The 12999-nt window shown below is 67.4% G+C and carries 16 protein-coding genes; 4 read left to right on the top strand and 12 right to left on the bottom strand.

The window, feature by feature from the left end; genetic code table 11:
• Positions 1–8: 8 nt before the first annotated feature.
• The 11 genes from ACSQ89_RS08220 to flgB form a co-directional block, all read right to left on the bottom strand.
• A complete protein-coding gene (locus ACSQ89_RS08220; protein WP_436296164.1) occupies positions 9–2045 on the bottom strand; it encodes a methyl-accepting chemotaxis protein in 2037 nt (678 codons plus the stop codon).
• A gap of 15 nt (positions 2046–2060) precedes the next feature.
• Complete coding sequence (locus ACSQ89_RS08215) at positions 2061–2570, bottom strand: chemotaxis protein CheW (protein ID WP_436296163.1); 510 nt, start codon at positions 2568–2570, stop codon at positions 2061–2063.
• A gap of 11 nt (positions 2571–2581) precedes the next feature.
• Positions 2582–3550 (bottom strand): flagellar assembly peptidoglycan hydrolase FlgJ, encoded by a 969-nt coding sequence (flgJ, locus tag ACSQ89_RS08210; RefSeq protein ID WP_093106190.1) that lies wholly within the window; start codon positions 3548–3550, stop codon positions 2582–2584.
• A gap of 1 nt (position 3551) precedes the next feature.
• Entirely contained in the window at positions 3552–4661 is a 1110-nt protein-coding gene (locus tag ACSQ89_RS08205; RefSeq protein ID WP_436295948.1) for a flagellar basal body P-ring protein FlgI, read from the bottom strand.
• Between the two features lie 2 nt (positions 4662–4663).
• Positions 4664–5347, bottom strand: a complete 684-nt coding sequence (locus tag ACSQ89_RS08200; RefSeq protein ID WP_436295947.1) for a flagellar basal body L-ring protein FlgH — start codon at positions 5345–5347, stop codon at positions 4664–4666.
• The gene (gene flgG, locus ACSQ89_RS08195) at positions 5347–6129 is read right to left on the bottom strand and encodes a flagellar basal-body rod protein FlgG (RefSeq protein WP_436295946.1); all 783 of its coding nucleotides are present in this window, start codon (positions 6127–6129) and stop codon (positions 5347–5349) included. The genes ACSQ89_RS08200 and flgG overlap by 1 nt, the downstream gene beginning before the upstream one ends.
• Positions 6130–6157: 28 nt before the next feature.
• Positions 6158–6901: a flagellar basal body rod protein FlgF gene (locus ACSQ89_RS08190; protein ID WP_436295945.1), complete on the bottom strand. Its 744-nt coding sequence runs from the start codon at positions 6899–6901 to the stop codon at positions 6158–6160.
• 7 nt (positions 6902–6908) lie between these two features.
• Positions 6909–8123: a flagellar hook protein FlgE gene (flgE, locus tag ACSQ89_RS08185; protein ID WP_436295944.1), complete on the bottom strand. Its 1215-nt coding sequence runs from the start codon at positions 8121–8123 to the stop codon at positions 6909–6911.
• Positions 8124–8203: 80 nt separating this feature from the next.
• Positions 8204–8890 (bottom strand): flagellar hook assembly protein FlgD, encoded by a 687-nt coding sequence (locus tag ACSQ89_RS08180; RefSeq protein ID WP_436295943.1) that lies wholly within the window; start codon positions 8888–8890, stop codon positions 8204–8206.
• A 24-nt stretch (positions 8891–8914) separates the two neighbouring features.
• Positions 8915–9310, bottom strand: coding sequence for a flagellar basal body rod protein FlgC (gene flgC / locus ACSQ89_RS08175; protein ID WP_436295949.1), 396 nt, complete (start codon positions 9308–9310; stop codon positions 8915–8917).
• Positions 9311–9339: 29 nt separating this feature from the next.
• Positions 9340–9744, bottom strand: coding sequence for a flagellar basal body rod protein FlgB (gene flgB, locus ACSQ89_RS08170; RefSeq protein ID WP_093106211.1), 405 nt, complete (start codon positions 9742–9744; stop codon positions 9340–9342).
• Positions 9745–9909: 165 nt separating this feature from the next.
• Here flgB and flgA point away from each other — a divergent pair, with 165 nt between their 5' ends.
• From flgA to ACSQ89_RS08150, 4 genes are all read left to right on the top strand, one after another.
• Positions 9910–10599 carry a flagellar basal body P-ring formation chaperone FlgA gene (gene flgA, locus ACSQ89_RS08165; protein ID WP_436296162.1) on the top strand — a complete coding sequence of 230 codons (690 nt, stop codon included), beginning with the start codon at positions 9910–9912 and terminating at the stop codon, positions 10597–10599.
• Positions 10600–10658: 59 nt separating this feature from the next.
• Positions 10659–10955 carry a flagellar biosynthesis anti-sigma factor FlgM gene (gene flgM, locus ACSQ89_RS08160; protein WP_436295941.1) on the top strand — a complete coding sequence of 99 codons (297 nt, stop codon included), beginning with the start codon at positions 10659–10661 and terminating at the stop codon, positions 10953–10955.
• Positions 10952–11410, top strand: a complete 459-nt coding sequence (locus tag ACSQ89_RS08155; protein WP_436295940.1) for a flagella synthesis protein FlgN — start codon at positions 10952–10954, stop codon at positions 11408–11410. Before flgM ends, ACSQ89_RS08155 begins: the two co-directional genes overlap by 4 nt.
• A 62-nt stretch (positions 11411–11472) precedes the next feature.
• On the top strand, positions 11473–11706 hold the full coding sequence (locus ACSQ89_RS08150; protein WP_436295939.1) for a ribbon-helix-helix domain-containing protein: 234 nt from the start codon (positions 11473–11475) through the stop codon (positions 11704–11706).
• A 59-nt stretch (positions 11707–11765) separates the two neighbouring features.
• On the opposite strand, the gene ACSQ89_RS08145 is transcribed toward ACSQ89_RS08150, so the two are convergent.
• Positions 11766–12908, bottom strand: coding sequence for a zinc-binding dehydrogenase (locus tag ACSQ89_RS08145; protein WP_436295938.1), 1143 nt, complete (start codon positions 12906–12908; stop codon positions 11766–11768).
• Between the last annotated feature and the right edge of the window lie 91 nt (positions 12909–12999).

Genomic DNA, 12999 nt, shown 5'->3' with positions numbered 1-12999 from the left:
GGTACTGCCTATGGCTTATCGGCAGCTTCCCGCCAGTCTTGAAGGCGCGACTCGAAATCGGATGAATGCAGCCTGCGGGCATCGGTGTCGAGCCTGAACACGCTGACCGCTTCCACGAGGTTGCCGGCCTGCTCCTGCATCGATTGCGCCGCAGCAGCCGCCTCTTCCACCAGCGCCGCGTTCTGCTGCGTCACCTGGTCCATCTGCGTGATCGCCTGGTTGATCTGCTCGATGCCTTGCGTCTGCTCGTGGCTCGCGGCCGTGATCTCGCCGATGATGTCCGTCACCCGTTTCACACTGCCCACGATCTCTTCCATGGTCTTGCCGGCTTCGCCGACCAGTTGGCTACCGGCATCGACCTTGCCCACCGAGTCGTCGATCAGGCCCTTGATTTCCTTGGCCGCGGCGGCCGAGCGTTGCGCCAGGTTGCGCACTTCGGAAGCCACCACGGCAAAGCCTCTGCCCTGCTCGCCGGCACGCGCGGCTTCGACCGCCGCGTTCAAAGCGAGGATGTTGGTCTGGAAGGCAATGCCGTCGATCACGCCGATGATGTCGACGATCTTCTTGGACGAAGCATTGATCGAGGCCATGGTGTTCACCACCTGAGACACCACGTCGCCGCCCTTGACCGCCACTTCGGAGGCCGAGAGCGCCAGCTGATTCGCCTGGCGCGCGTTGTCGGCGTTCTGCTTGACGGTGGAGGTCAGTTCTTCCATCGAGGCCGCGGTCTGCTCCAGCGAGCTCGCCTGCTCTTCGGTGCGAGACGAGAGATTCTGATTGCCGGCAGAGATCTGGCTGGATGCCGTCGCGATCGCATCGGTGCCCTCGCGCACGCCGCTCACCACGCGCGCCAGGCCGTCCCGCATGGATTCGACGGACCGGGTGATGACGCCCATCTCGTCGCGGCGATCCGATGCCAGCTGCCGCGACAGGTCGCCTCCGCCGATGGCCTGCACATGCTCGCTCAGCAGGCTCAGCGGCCGCACGGTGCGGCGAATGAAGACGACCAGGGCGATGCCCAGCAGCACGGCGGCCAGGGCAATGGCACCGGCGAGCCAGGCCATCTGGCGGTACAGCTCGGCCATCACCTCCGAGGCGGGAACCTCGGCCACCGCCAGCCAGCCGTTCGCTTCGCTCTTGGCCACGGAGGCATAGCGCCGTCCTTCGATCGCCTGCCCCAGCACGGCAGGCGCGTTGTCGATCCATGTGCCGTCGCCGCTGCCCAGGCGCGCGAGCCAGTCCGCCGCGTCGCCGCCCGGAGGAAGAACTTCGGCCAGCTTCTTGCCGGCAGTCGTCGGGTGGAACACCAGCGTCGCCGCCGCGGCACCGCCGCTCGGATTGACGACGTAGAGCCCGCCGCTTTCGAAGATGCGGGTCTTGTTCACCGCCTCGCCGAAGGACGCCTGCTGCCGCGAAATGTCCAGGCCGATGTAGAGCACGGCGACGACCTGGCCGGCAGCATCGCGCACCGGTTCATAGACCGTCATGTAGGGACGGCCGAACAGGATGACGCGCCCGACGAACTTCTTGCCGGCGCGCAGCACCGGATAGGCGCCGCTCTTGCGGTCGAGCAGGGTCCCGATGGCCCGCTCGCCGTTCTCCTTCTTGACCGAGGTGGTGATCCGCCGGAAGTCCTCGCCCTGCACCACGAACACCGTGGCGTTGGCGCCGGGAAAGTCGCGCGCAAAGGCATCCACTTCGGCGGTGGCGCTGCCATCGAGCGCAACGCCGTGGTTCGTCAACCTGCCCTGCGCGGCGTCCTCGAGGACGAAGGTGGCTGCGAACTGGCGCCGGAACACGCCGTAGGCGTTCTCCGCGTTCAGCTGCATGGTCTGGTCGAAGATGTCCAGCGACCGGGCAATGGCCTCGGCCTTGGCATTCGCGTACTGCGCGGCGCTGCGCTGCTGCTGCGCAGAGGCCAGCGCATAGAAAACCGCCAGGATGAGCACCGTGAGTGCCAGCATGGCCACGCCGGCCCGGATGGTCAGGGTGCGCGCCAGCGAAACGAAGGAAGGCGCTCGCCTCGACGGATTCGTTGCTTTCATGTGGGGGCCCTTGGCTCAAGCGGCCATTTTTTCGATCAAGCCCATCTCTTCGCTCGACATCAGCCGGTCGATGTCCACCAGGATCAGCATCCGCTCCTCCAGCGTCCCCAGCCCGATCAGGTAGTCCGTGTCCAGCACCGAGCCCATCTCCGGCGCCGGCTTGATCTGCTCTGGCGACAGCGTGGTCACGTCCGACACGCTGTCCACCACCATCCCCACCACGCGCCCGCTGATGTTCAGCACGATCACCACCGTGAACTGGTCGTAGCTCGGCGTGCCCAGCTTGAACTTGATGCGCATGTCGATGATCGGAACGATGATCCCGCGCAGGTTCACCACCCCCTTGATGTACTCCGGCGCGTTCGCAATGCGCGTCACCGCGTCGTAGCCGCGCAGCTCCTGCACCTTCTGGATGTCGATGCCGTATTCCTCCTCGCCCAGCGTGAAGGTGACCACCTCGAGGCGTTTGGCGTTGGCGAGAACGGGGGCGCTCGCGTGCTGATGAAGGCTGGTGATCTCTGCCATGGTCGTGGGTCCTATGTGAATTTCTGCATGATCCGAACGAGCTTCTGCCCGTACTGCGGATCGGTCGCGTAGCCCGCCTTCTGCAGGCCGTGCGCGGCCTCGGCCGGGTCGTCGGTGGCCAGCACGTTGGCGTAGCGCGGATTGCGGGTGATGAACTTCGCGTAGTCGGTGAAGGCTTCGTCGTAGGAACCGTAGGCCCTGAACCTGGCGCGCACTTTCTGCGGCTCGCCGTCGACGTATTCGGTGGTGGTGGTTTCCACCACCGGGCCCTTCCAGCCACGGTCGGCCTTGATGCCGAACAGGTTGAAGCTCTGCGTGCCGTCGTCGGCGCGGATCTCGCGCTTGCCCCAGCCCGATTCGAGCGCGGCCTGCGCCAGGATCAGGGGCGCGGGCACGCCGCTGGCCTCGCTCGCGGCCTGGGCGGAGCCGCCCATGCTCTTCACGAAGCTGTCGACGTGGCCTTGCAGCGAAGCCACCGCGGCCGGCGAAGGACGCTCGCCGTTGTTCTGGTAGACGCTCAGGTCCACCGGCATCGAGCGCCGGGTGGCCGGTGCGCCCTCCGGCGGCGAGGAGCCGAGCGGAATGCCGGCCTGCGGCTTCAACGGGAAGCCCGACGGCCCGTCGAGCGACATGGCCCCGGCTTCGCCGTCGGCCGCGCCCGAGGCCGCGCTGCGGCTCAGCTGCGCCAGCATCGCTTCGGCCAGCCCCACGCCGCGCCCCGAGAGGTTCTGCGAGAGCTGCTGGTCGAGCATGGACATGTAGACCTTCTCGTTCCGGCTCTCGAGCAGGCCGCTGGAGGGCGTGGCCTCGCGCATGCTCTTCAGCACCATGTTCATGAACAGGGCTTCGAACTGCCGCGACACCTGCTTCAAGCCCTCTTCGGGCGAGGTACGCACGGTGCGCCGCAGCGCATCGACGCCCTGCACGTCCAACGCAAAGCGCTGGTCCAGCGCGCCGCTTCGGTTTTCCAGGATCGCCATGTCAGATGATCTCGAGCTCGGCGCGCAAGGCGCCGGCGGTCTTCATGGCCTGCAGGATTGACACCAGGTCCTGCGGATTGGCGCCCAGGCTGTTGAGTCCCTTGATCACATCCGAGAGCGATGCCCCGCCGCGCACCATCTGCAGCGCGCCGCCGCCCTGGGCGATCGAGATCTGCGAGGTCTGCGTGGCCACCGTGCTGCCGCCCGAGAAGGGGCCGGGCTGGCTGATCACCGGCTCCGTGTTGATGACCACCGAGAGATTGCCGTGCGCCACCGCGCAGTCGTTGACGCGCACCGCCTGGTTCATGACCACCGAGCCGGTGCGCGCATTGATCACCACGCGCGCCACCGCCTGGGTCGGCGTGACTTCGAGCCCTTCGAGGCGCGCGAGGAAGCCGACGCGCTCCTGCGGCTCGGGGGCGCGCACGCGGATCACGCGCGCGTCCATCGCGTCGGCGGTGCCGGGGCCGAACTGGCGATTGATGGCCTCGACCGCACGCTGCGCGGTGCCGAAGTCGGAGCGGTTGAGCTCCAGCGTGAACATGCCTTCGCCGCCGACCGGCGCCTCGACGCTGCGCTCGACCAGCGCGCCGCCGGGAATGCGGCCCGAGCCGAGCTGGTTGATCTGCACCTTGCTGCCGCTGGCCGAGGCGCCCGCGCCGCCCACCACCATGTTGCCCTGCGCGATGGCGTAGGTCGCGCCGTCGACGCCCTTGAGCGGCGTCATCAGCAAGGTGCCGCCGCGCAGGCTCTTGGCATTGCCCATCGAGGACACCGTCACGTCGATGTTCTGGCCGGGCCGCGCGAAGGAAGGCAGCGTGGCCGTGACCATCACGGCCGCCACGTTCTTGAGCTGCATGTTGACGCCGGCCGGAATGGTGATGCCGAGCTGCTGCAGCATGTTGTTCAGGCTCTGCGTGGTGAACGGCGTCTGCATGGTCTGGTCGCCGGTGCCGTCGAGGCCCACCATCAGGCCGTAGCCGATCAGCGGGTTGTCGCGCACGCCCTGGATGCTGGCCAGTTCCTTGAGCCGCTCGGCCTGTGCCGGAGACGACAACGCGACGGCGCACAAGGCCCAGAAGATGCAGCGCCGGAGAAATTTGAAGTTCATGATCAGAACGGCATCACATTGAGGAAGAAGCGCTGCATCCAGCCCATGTGCTGGGCCTCGTCGATGTAGCCCTTGGCCGTGTATTCGATGCGCGCATCGGCCACCAGGGTCGAGGGCACGGTGTTGCTGCCGGAGACGGTGCGCGGGTTCACCACGCCCGAGAAGCGGATGTATTCGGTGCCCTGATTGATGCCCATCTGCTTCTCGCCGGAAACCAGCAGGTTGCCGTTCCCCATGACGTCGACCACGGTCACGGTGATCACGCCGTTGAAGGTGTTGTTGGCGTTGGCGCCGCCCTTGGCATTGAGGATGTTGTTGCCGGAGAGCTTCGCGTCCTGCTCGTCCAGCAGACCGCCCAGCAGCTTCGGGATGGTCGGGAAGGCAGCCGTCAGGCTGCCGCTGCGGCTGGCATTGGCGCCCGAGTTCTTGCTCGCGTTGACCTTCTCGCTGATCACGATGGTCAGGATGTCGCCGACATTGCGCGGACGGCGGTCCTCGAACAGCGCATTGGCGCCGGGCCCGTCGCGAAAGATCGCGCCGTTGGCGCGCGGCGCCGGCAGCGCCGCGTAGGTGTTGGCGCGCGCCGTCATCGGCTGGTGCACCAGCGGCTCGCGCGGGATCTGCGCGCAGCCGGTGGCGAGCACCAGCGTGCAGACGGCAAGATGATGAAGACGCGCGCTCTGCATCACAGTTGCGCGAGGCGCTGCAGCATCTGGTCGGAGGTTTGCACGGCCTTGCTGTTGATTTCGTAAGCGCGCTGGGTCGCGATCATGTTGACGAGCTCCTCCACCACGTTGACGTTCGATGCCTCGACGTAGCCCTGGCTCAGGATGCCGGCACCTTCGAGGCCCGGGTTCAGCTGGTTGGGCGCGCCCGAGGAATCGGTCTCCGCATAGAGGTTCTCGCCCATGCTCTGCAAGCCGGCCGGATTCAGGAAGGTGGCCAGCTGCAGTTGGCCGACCTGCACCGTGGTGGTGCTGCCGGCCTGCGTGACCGAGACCATGCCGTCGCGGCCGATGGTCATGCTGGTGGCGTTCTGCGGAATGGTGATGGCCGGCTGCACCGGGAAGCCGCTGGCGGTGACGAGCTGGCCGTCGCGGTCGGTCTGGAAGGAGCCGTCGCGCGTGTACGAGGTGGTGCCGTCGGGCATCAGCACCTGGAAGAAGCCGGCGCCGTTGATCGCGACATCCTTCGGGTTGTCGGTCTTGGTCATGTTGCCCTGCGCATGGATGCGCTCGGTGGCGACCACGTGCACGCCGGTGCCGACCTGCAGGCCCGAAGGCAGCCGCGTCTGGTCCGAGGTCTGGCCGCCGACCTGGCGCAGGTTCTGGTACATCAGGTCCTCGAACACGGCGCGGCTGCGCTTGAAGCCGGTGGTGCCGACGTTGGCGAGGTTGTTCGACACCACGTCGAGCTGGGTTTGCTGGGCGTCGAGGCCGGTCTTGGCGATGTAGAGCGAGCGCATCATGGGAGAAATTCCTTCAGGGGTTGGTGGGCTAGCCGTACGCCAGCAACTTGTTGGCCGACTGCGCGTTGGTGTCCGCGGTCTGCATCGACTTCATCTGCATCTCGAAGCTGCGGGCCTGGGCAATCATCGAAACCATGGCTTCGACCGCGTTGACGTTGCTGCCCTCGACCACGCCGCTGGCGACAGTCACGGCCGCGTCGGCCTCGGCCGGCGGCAGGCCCGCGCGCATGCGAAAGAGCCCGTCGTCGCCGCGCACCAGGTCGGCGGTCGGCGGATTGACCAGCTTCAGGCGCCCCACTTCGGCCACGCCGACCAGCGCATCGCCGGCGCCGCGGGCCGTGACGGCGCCGTTGGGCGCGATCTGCACCGTGGAGCCCGGCGGCACCACCAGCGCGCCGCCCTCGCCGACCACCGGGCGCGCGCCCATGGTCAGCAGTTGGCCGTCGGCGCCGACCTGCAGGTTGCCCACACGCGTGTAGGCCTCGCCGCCATCGGGCGTCTGCACCACGAGCCAGCCATCGCCGTGCACCGCGACGTCGAGGGCGCGGCCGGTCTCGGTCAGCGGACCGTGGCTGAAGTCGGCGCCCGGCGTGATGGCGGCGACGAAGGCGCGCGTCTGCGCTTCTTCGCCGACCACCGGCACCGCGCGAAAGCTGTTGACCTGCGCGCGAAAGCCCGGCGTCGAGACGTTCGCCATGTTGTTGGCGACCGAGGCCTGCTGCTCCATGGCCTGCTTGGCGCCGCTCATGGCGACATACAGCATGCGGTCCATCGGGATCTCAGCGGATGTTGATCAGCGTCTGCACGACCTGATCCTGCGTCTTCACCGTCTGCGCGTTGGCCTGGTAGCTGCGCTGGGCCACGATCAGGTTGACGAGCTCGGAAGTGAGGTCGACGTTGGAGGCCTCCAGCGCGCCCGAGGCGAGCGAGCCCTGCTTGGTGCCCGCGCCCGGCGTGCCGGTGAGCGCCTGGCCCGAGGCCTGGGTCTCGGCCCAGACGTTGTTGCCCTTGGGCTCCAGGCCGTTGGGGTTGGCGAAGCTCGACAGCACCACCTGGCCCAGCAGCTGGGTCTGCTCGTTGGAGAACTTGCCGGTGATGGTGCCGTCGGGGTTGATCGAGTAGGCGGTCAGCGAGCCCGAGGTGTAGCCGTCCTGGTTGAGCTTGTTGATGGCGTTGGCATTGCCGAACTGCGTAGTGCCCGAGAGGTCGACCGTGACGTTCATCGCCGCCGAACCGTTGGGGAAGGTCATCGCCGGCAGGGTGATGGTGCCGCCGGCGGGCGTCAGCAGCTTGCCGTTGGCGTCGAAGGTCATGGTGGAGATCGGCGCGCCGGCGTTGAGCACGGCACCGTCGGCCGCGCCGTAGACGCTCCAGGCATTGGCGCCGGTCTTCACGAAGAAGACGCCCAGCTCGTGCGGATTGCCCAGCGAGTCGTAGACCGGCCCGAGCGCGTTGGAGTAGTTGTAGGTGTCCGAGTCGGCCACGTTGAAGGGCGTCTTGGTGGGCGTCACGCTGCGCGAGTCGAGGTTGAACTCAGCCTGCACGCCGCTGGTGGCCTTCGGGTCCATGGCGGTGGTCGGGATGCGGATCGCCGAGGGCGTGCCGCCTTCGATGCCGCCGGTGGCCGAGACGCCGAAGCCGGTCAGCCGCAGGCCGGCGGCGTTGACGATGTAGCCGTCCTGGTCCTTGGTGAACTGGCCATTGCGCGAGTACATGATCTCGCCGCTCGGGCTCGAGAGGCGGAAGAAGCCGTCGCCGTTGAGGATGGCCACGTCCAGCGGGCGGCTGCTGGTCTGGGTCACGCCCTGCGTGAAGTTCTGCGTCACGCCGGCCACCGAGGCGCCGAGGCCGATGCGCGATCCGGCATACACGTCCTGGAAGGTCGCGGCGGCCGACTTGAAGCCCACGGTGCCCGAGTTGGCAATGTTGTTGCCGATGACGTCGAGGTTGGCGGCGGCGACAGACAGGCCGCTGATGCCCTGGGAAAAACTCATGATCGATCCTTGTTTCGAGGCGATGAAAAAACGGCTTGCAGCCGGGCGGCGGCCGCCGAGGGGAAAGGCATGCGAAGGACTCAGAGGAACATGCGAACGTCGGACAGGCCGATGCTGCGCCCCGAAGCCAGCTCGAGCGTGACGCCGCTCGTGCCCTGCTTGACGGCGGCCACCTGCGAGAAGGTGAGCGCGGTCGCCTCGACCGTGGTGCCGTTGTTGTCGGCGGCCACCGTGAAGGTGTAGCTGCCGGCCGGTGCGACGGTGCCGTCGTCGGCCTTGCCGTCCCAGGTGACGGCGTTGACGCCTTCGGGCAACGAGCCGAGGTTGAGGGTGCGCACCGTCTTGCCCGCGGCGTCGACGATCTTCACCTCGACGTCGCCGGCCGAGCCCGGCAGCTGCACCGCGAAGGGCACGACCGCCGGGTCCTTGCCCGCTTCCGGCGCCTTGGTGGCGATCTCGTTGCCGGGCGACAGCACGTTGTAGCCGATCAGCGATGCCGCCTGCAGCACCTGGTTGGCGCCGGTCTGGTTCACCAGGCCGGAGAGCGTGCCGTTGAGCTTCTCGATGCCGCTCACGGTGCTCATCTGCGCGAGCTGCGAGGTGAGCTCGGCGTTCTGCATCGGGTTGAGCGGATCCTGGTTGTTGAGCTGCGTCACCAGCAGCTTGAGAAAGCGCTGCTCGCTGTCGGCGCCGCTCACACTGTTGTTGCTCTGCGCCGAGCTGGTGGTGTTCGTGCCGGTGATGGCGAGGGAGTCGTCGATGGCCATGGGTTCGCTTCTTGTGGTTGGGATTTACTGGCCGATCGTCAGCGTCTTGACCATCAGCGTCTTGGCGGTGTTGAGCACCTCGACGTTGGCCTGGTAGCTGCGCGAGGCGGAAATCATGTTGGTCATCTCTTCGACCACGTTGACGTTGGACATGGTCACGTAGCCCGCGGGATTGGCATGCGGGTTCTTCGGGTCGTAGACCATCTTCATGGGCGACTGGTCTTCCACCACGCCCGCGACCTTGACGCCGCCGATGTCCTGCTGCCCCGAGGCCGCGACCTCGAAGACGACCTGCTTGGCGCGGTAGGGCTGGCCGTCCGGACCGGCCACGCTCTCGGCATTGGCCAGGTTGCTCGCGGTCACATTCATGCGCTGCGACTGCGCGGCCATGGCGGAGCCCGCCACATTGAAGATGTTCATGGAAGCGCTGGGCAAGGGCATGGTGGTTCCTACTGCACTGCCGACAGCAGCGACTTGATCCTGGCGCTGAGCACCGTGAGGTTGGCCTCGTAGCGCAGCGCGTTGTCGGCGAAGTTGATGCGCTCGGCATCCATCTCGACGGTGTTGCCGTCGATGCTGGATTGGCTTGGCACGCGATAGAGCAGGTCGGCATCGGGCATTGCCGATGCTTCGGCCTGCAGGTGGCGCGCGGAGGTGGTGGAAAGCGTCACCGACTGCGCGGCGCGGCCCTGCTCCACGGCCTGCGAGAGCCGGCTCGCGAAATCGAAGTCACGCGCCTTGTAGTTGGGCGTGTCGGCATGGGCGATGTTGGCCGCCAGCACCTCCTGGCGCTGCGCCCGGAGATTGAGTGCTTCGCGGTTGAAGCGAAGCGCCGCATCCAGCTTGTCGATCATGTTGTTCCATCAGTTGGAGGTGTCGCGTCCCAGGCGGGCATGGCGACTGATGGAAAGCGAGTCTATGCACGGGTCGTGTTTGCAATGGGCCGAACAAAGGGGCATTTGGGGTGCACTTCGCACCTTCAGGCTGAGCCACGCATTCCTAGAATCGCTGGACCGATGATGGAAACAACCCGCTCCTTTCGCCGTCTCCTCCTGCTGCTGCTCGCGGCGCTGGCCGCAGCGCCGGCCGCGGCTGCGCCAGGGGATGCGCTCGCCGTCATCGAACAGTTTCTGCAAGCGCAGACCGCCGGCCTCCCGGGCAAGGTGCGCATCGACGTGAGCATGCCGGCTTCGGGCGCGCTGCCTCCCTGCGAATCGCTCCAGGCTTTCCTGCCCAGGGGCGCCGCGCCCTCGGGCCGGGTATCGGTGGGCCTGCGCTGCGCCGGCGACAAGCCCTGGACGCGTTTCGTGCAGGCGCGCGTCGCCATCGAGGGCCGCTACTTCGTGGCCGCGCGCGCCATCGAGGCCGGCCAGGCCCTGGGCGCCGGCGACCTGGCCGAACGCACGGGCGATCTCAGCGCGCTGCCGCGCTCGGTCATGACCGATGCCGCCGAACTCAGGGGCGTGGTGGCCGTCAACCGCATCGCCGCCGGCGCGCCCGTGCGGCGCGAACTGGTGCGCGGCGTGGTCGTGATCCAGCAGGGCCAGACGGTGCAGGTGGTGGCCGTTGGGCCGGGCTTCACCGTCAGCACCGAGGCCCGGGCCATCACCCGCGCCGAGATCGGCGCGACCGTGCAGGCCAAGACGCGCGACGGCCGCCTGGTCAGCGGCGTGGCGGGCGAAGGCGGCCAGATCCGACTCTCGCAATAGGTGACCCTAAAGTTCCGCCCTAAACTGCCGATAAACGGGTCAGCCCCTGAGGAACCATCTTGAAAATCGATCAATCCGCCCCGTCGGCCACACCGCTCTCCCGCACCGCCAAGGGCGGCAAGGCCCTGCCGGCGACCGGCGCCGATGCCGCCGAAGGCGCCAAGGAATCGGTGCAGGTTTCCACGGGCCAGGTTCATTCGCTGCCCAGCTCGCCCAGCACCGACTTCGATGCCGCGCGCGTCGCCTCGATCCGCGAGGACATCCGCGCCGGCCGCTACGAAATCCATCCCGAGCGGATCGCCAAGGGCCTCCTGGCCAGCGTGCGCGACCTGCTCGGCGCCAAGAAAGACCTGTGAACGTGATCCTGCTGCCTCATTTGCTGGCCGAGAAGTCCTGCGTCGAAGAATTCCTTGCGGTTCTGGACCTGGAGGCGCAGGCCATGAAGAACAATCTCTTCGCCGACCTCGGCCCGCTCACCGAACAGAAGGCCGCCCTGCTCGACCGCCTGGCCGCGCTCGACCAGGCGCGCGAATCGGCCCAGGTGGCGCTGGGCTTCGAACCCGGCCGTGCCGGTGCCGATGAAGCGGCAGCCGCCGCCGGCGAAGCATCGCAAGAGGCCTGGACGGCGCTGCTGGAACTTGCGGACCGCGCCAAGGCCGACAACCGCCACATCGGATCGATGGTCTACGGCCATCTGGACTTCACCCAGAACGCGCTCGACTATCTGCAGGCGAGCAAGCAGCCCTTCTACGGGCCGGACGGGATCCGCAAGGCGGCGGGCGCTTCGGGGACGCGGCTGGCGCTGGGGTAGGCCGCGGTCCTTCGCAGAGGTTCTGACTTGCCAAGTCATGCCGTACGGCTTAGCTTGTCGTGATGAGAACGATGAATATTTCCCTGTCCGACGCCCTAAAGGCATTCGTCGACGAGCAGGTCAACTGGCATGGGTACGGCAGCAGCAGCGACTACGTATGCGAGCTTATCCGCAAGGAGGAGGAACGCTTGCGTCTGCGGGGGCTGTTGACTAGCGGCGCAGCATCCGCGCCGACGGTGCCGGCCGATGCCAGTTACTTCGAAGGCTTGCGTGAGAGGGTGGCTGAGAAGAGTTAAAGCCTGCCGAGCTTCCGCTCCTAGCCGTAGATGCGCTATCCCCGTCTGGTGTTCGGCGCTCAGGCCTTGCTCGGATTGAGCAAATACTTCTCCCCGGTCGCATGCTTGGCATAGACCGCGATCTCCTCCGGCCGCAGCGCCTCGGACATCGACACCTCCTTGGTATAGCGGCTCGCAAAAGTGGTCTTCAATTCGGCCGCCACGCGCTCCTTGAGCTTCTTCGCGCCCTCCGGGCCGATCTTCTGCAGGAAGGGAAAGAGCAGCCAGCCGCCCATGCCCCAGGCCATGCCGAAATTTCGCACGAACTCGGTGGGGCCGCGGTCGAGGCCGCCGTAGATGTAGACCTGCTTGTGGGTGGTGGAGCCGTAGCGGCTGTATTCGGTGGCGCTCTTGTTCAAGGCCGCTTCCATGCAGCTCAGGATCTGCCCGGCCAGCTCGCCGCCGCCGATGGCATCGAAGGCCAGCGTGGCGCCGGTGGCGACCAGGGCGTCGGTCAGATCCTGCATGAAGGTGGGCGCACTCGCATTGCACACGTACCTGGCGCCGATCGCGCGCAGGATCTCTTCCTGCTCCTTCTTGCGCACGATGTTCACCAGGCCGATGCCGTCCTGGATGCAGATGCGGTTGAGCATCTGGCCGAGGTTGGAGGCCGCGGCCGTGTGCACCAGCGCCTTGTGGCCCTCGCGCCGCATGGTCTCGACCATGCCGAGCGCGGTGAGCGGGTTGACGAAGGACGATGCGCCCTCGGCCGGCGTCGTGCCCTCGGGCAGCAGCATGCACTGGGCGACGGGGATGCAGCGGTACTGCGCGTACATTGCGCCGCCGATCAGCGCGACCGTCTTGCCCAGAAGCGCCTGCGCCGCGGGTGAGGAGCCCGCCGCCGCGACCACCCCCGCGCCTTCGTTGCCCACGGGCATAGACGCGTCCAGGCGCGCGGCCATGCTCTTCATCGCGGCCTCGGGGACGCTGGCCGTCACCACCGGCCGCGACGGCGTGCCCGAGGCCTTGGCCGTGGCCATGTCGGCGGCGCCGAACAGGAGGCCGAGGTCCGAAGGGTTCATGGGCGCGGCCTCGACGCGCACGATGACTTCGTCGGGTTGGGGCTCGGGAACCGGCTCTTCGGCCAGCGAGAGTTCGAGCTCGCCGCTGCGCCTGATCAGGGAGCGGAGTTGCAGGGTGGTGCGGGGTATCTGGGCGGGCATGGCGTGTCTCCAGGCTGGGGCCGGCCAGTATAGGAAGGCTCGGCGCCCGGTGCGCCTCCCCGGTGGCGCGTGACTTCTTGCGCAGAACGAC

Origin of the sequence: Variovorax sp. LjRoot175 (genome assembly GCF_964253805.1) — a bacterium.
In the GTDB taxonomy this organism is placed as follows: domain Bacteria; phylum Pseudomonadota; class Gammaproteobacteria; order Burkholderiales; family Burkholderiaceae_C; genus Variovorax.
Note: the sequence above shows the minus strand (reverse complement) of the source record. Positions and strands in the feature narration are given on the sequence as shown.

Coding starts and splice junctions, on each gene's coding strand:
- ACSQ89_RS08220 (WP_436296164.1), bottom strand. CDS start 2,045: ATGAAAGCAACGAATCCGTCGAGGCGAGCGCCTTCCTTCGTTTCGCTG.
- ACSQ89_RS08215 (WP_436296163.1), bottom strand. CDS start 2,570: ATGGCAGAGATCACCAGCCTTCATCAGCACGCGAGCGCCCCCGTTCTC.
- flgJ (WP_093106190.1), bottom strand. CDS start 3,550: ATGGCGATCCTGGAAAACCGAAGCGGCGCGCTGGACCAGCGCTTTGCG.
- ACSQ89_RS08205 (WP_436295948.1), bottom strand. CDS start 4,661: ATGAACTTCAAATTTCTCCGGCGCTGCATCTTCTGGGCCTTGTGCGCC.
- ACSQ89_RS08200 (WP_436295947.1), bottom strand. CDS start 5,347: ATGCAGAGCGCGCGTCTTCATCATCTTGCCGTCTGCACGCTGGTGCTC.
- flgG (WP_436295946.1), bottom strand. CDS start 6,129: ATGATGCGCTCGCTCTACATCGCCAAGACCGGCCTCGACGCCCAGCAA.
- ACSQ89_RS08190 (WP_436295945.1), bottom strand. CDS start 6,901: ATGGACCGCATGCTGTATGTCGCCATGAGCGGCGCCAAGCAGGCCATG.
- flgE (WP_436295944.1), bottom strand. CDS start 8,123: ATGAGTTTTTCCCAGGGCATCAGCGGCCTGTCTGTCGCCGCCGCCAAC.
- ACSQ89_RS08180 (WP_436295943.1), bottom strand. CDS start 8,890: ATGGCCATCGACGACTCCCTCGCCATCACCGGCACGAACACCACCAGC.
- flgC (WP_436295949.1), bottom strand. CDS start 9,310: ATGAACATCTTCAATGTGGCGGGCTCCGCCATGGCCGCGCAGTCGCAG.
- flgB (WP_093106211.1), bottom strand. CDS start 9,744: ATGATCGACAAGCTGGATGCGGCGCTTCGCTTCAACCGCGAAGCACTC.
- flgA (WP_436296162.1), top strand. CDS start 9,910: ATGGAAACAACCCGCTCCTTTCGCCGTCTCCTCCTGCTGCTGCTCGCG.
- ACSQ89_RS08150 (WP_436295939.1), top strand. CDS start 11,473: ATGAGAACGATGAATATTTCCCTGTCCGACGCCCTAAAGGCATTCGTC.
- ACSQ89_RS08145 (WP_436295938.1), bottom strand. CDS start 12,908: ATGCCCGCCCAGATACCCCGCACCACCCTGCAACTCCGCTCCCTGATC.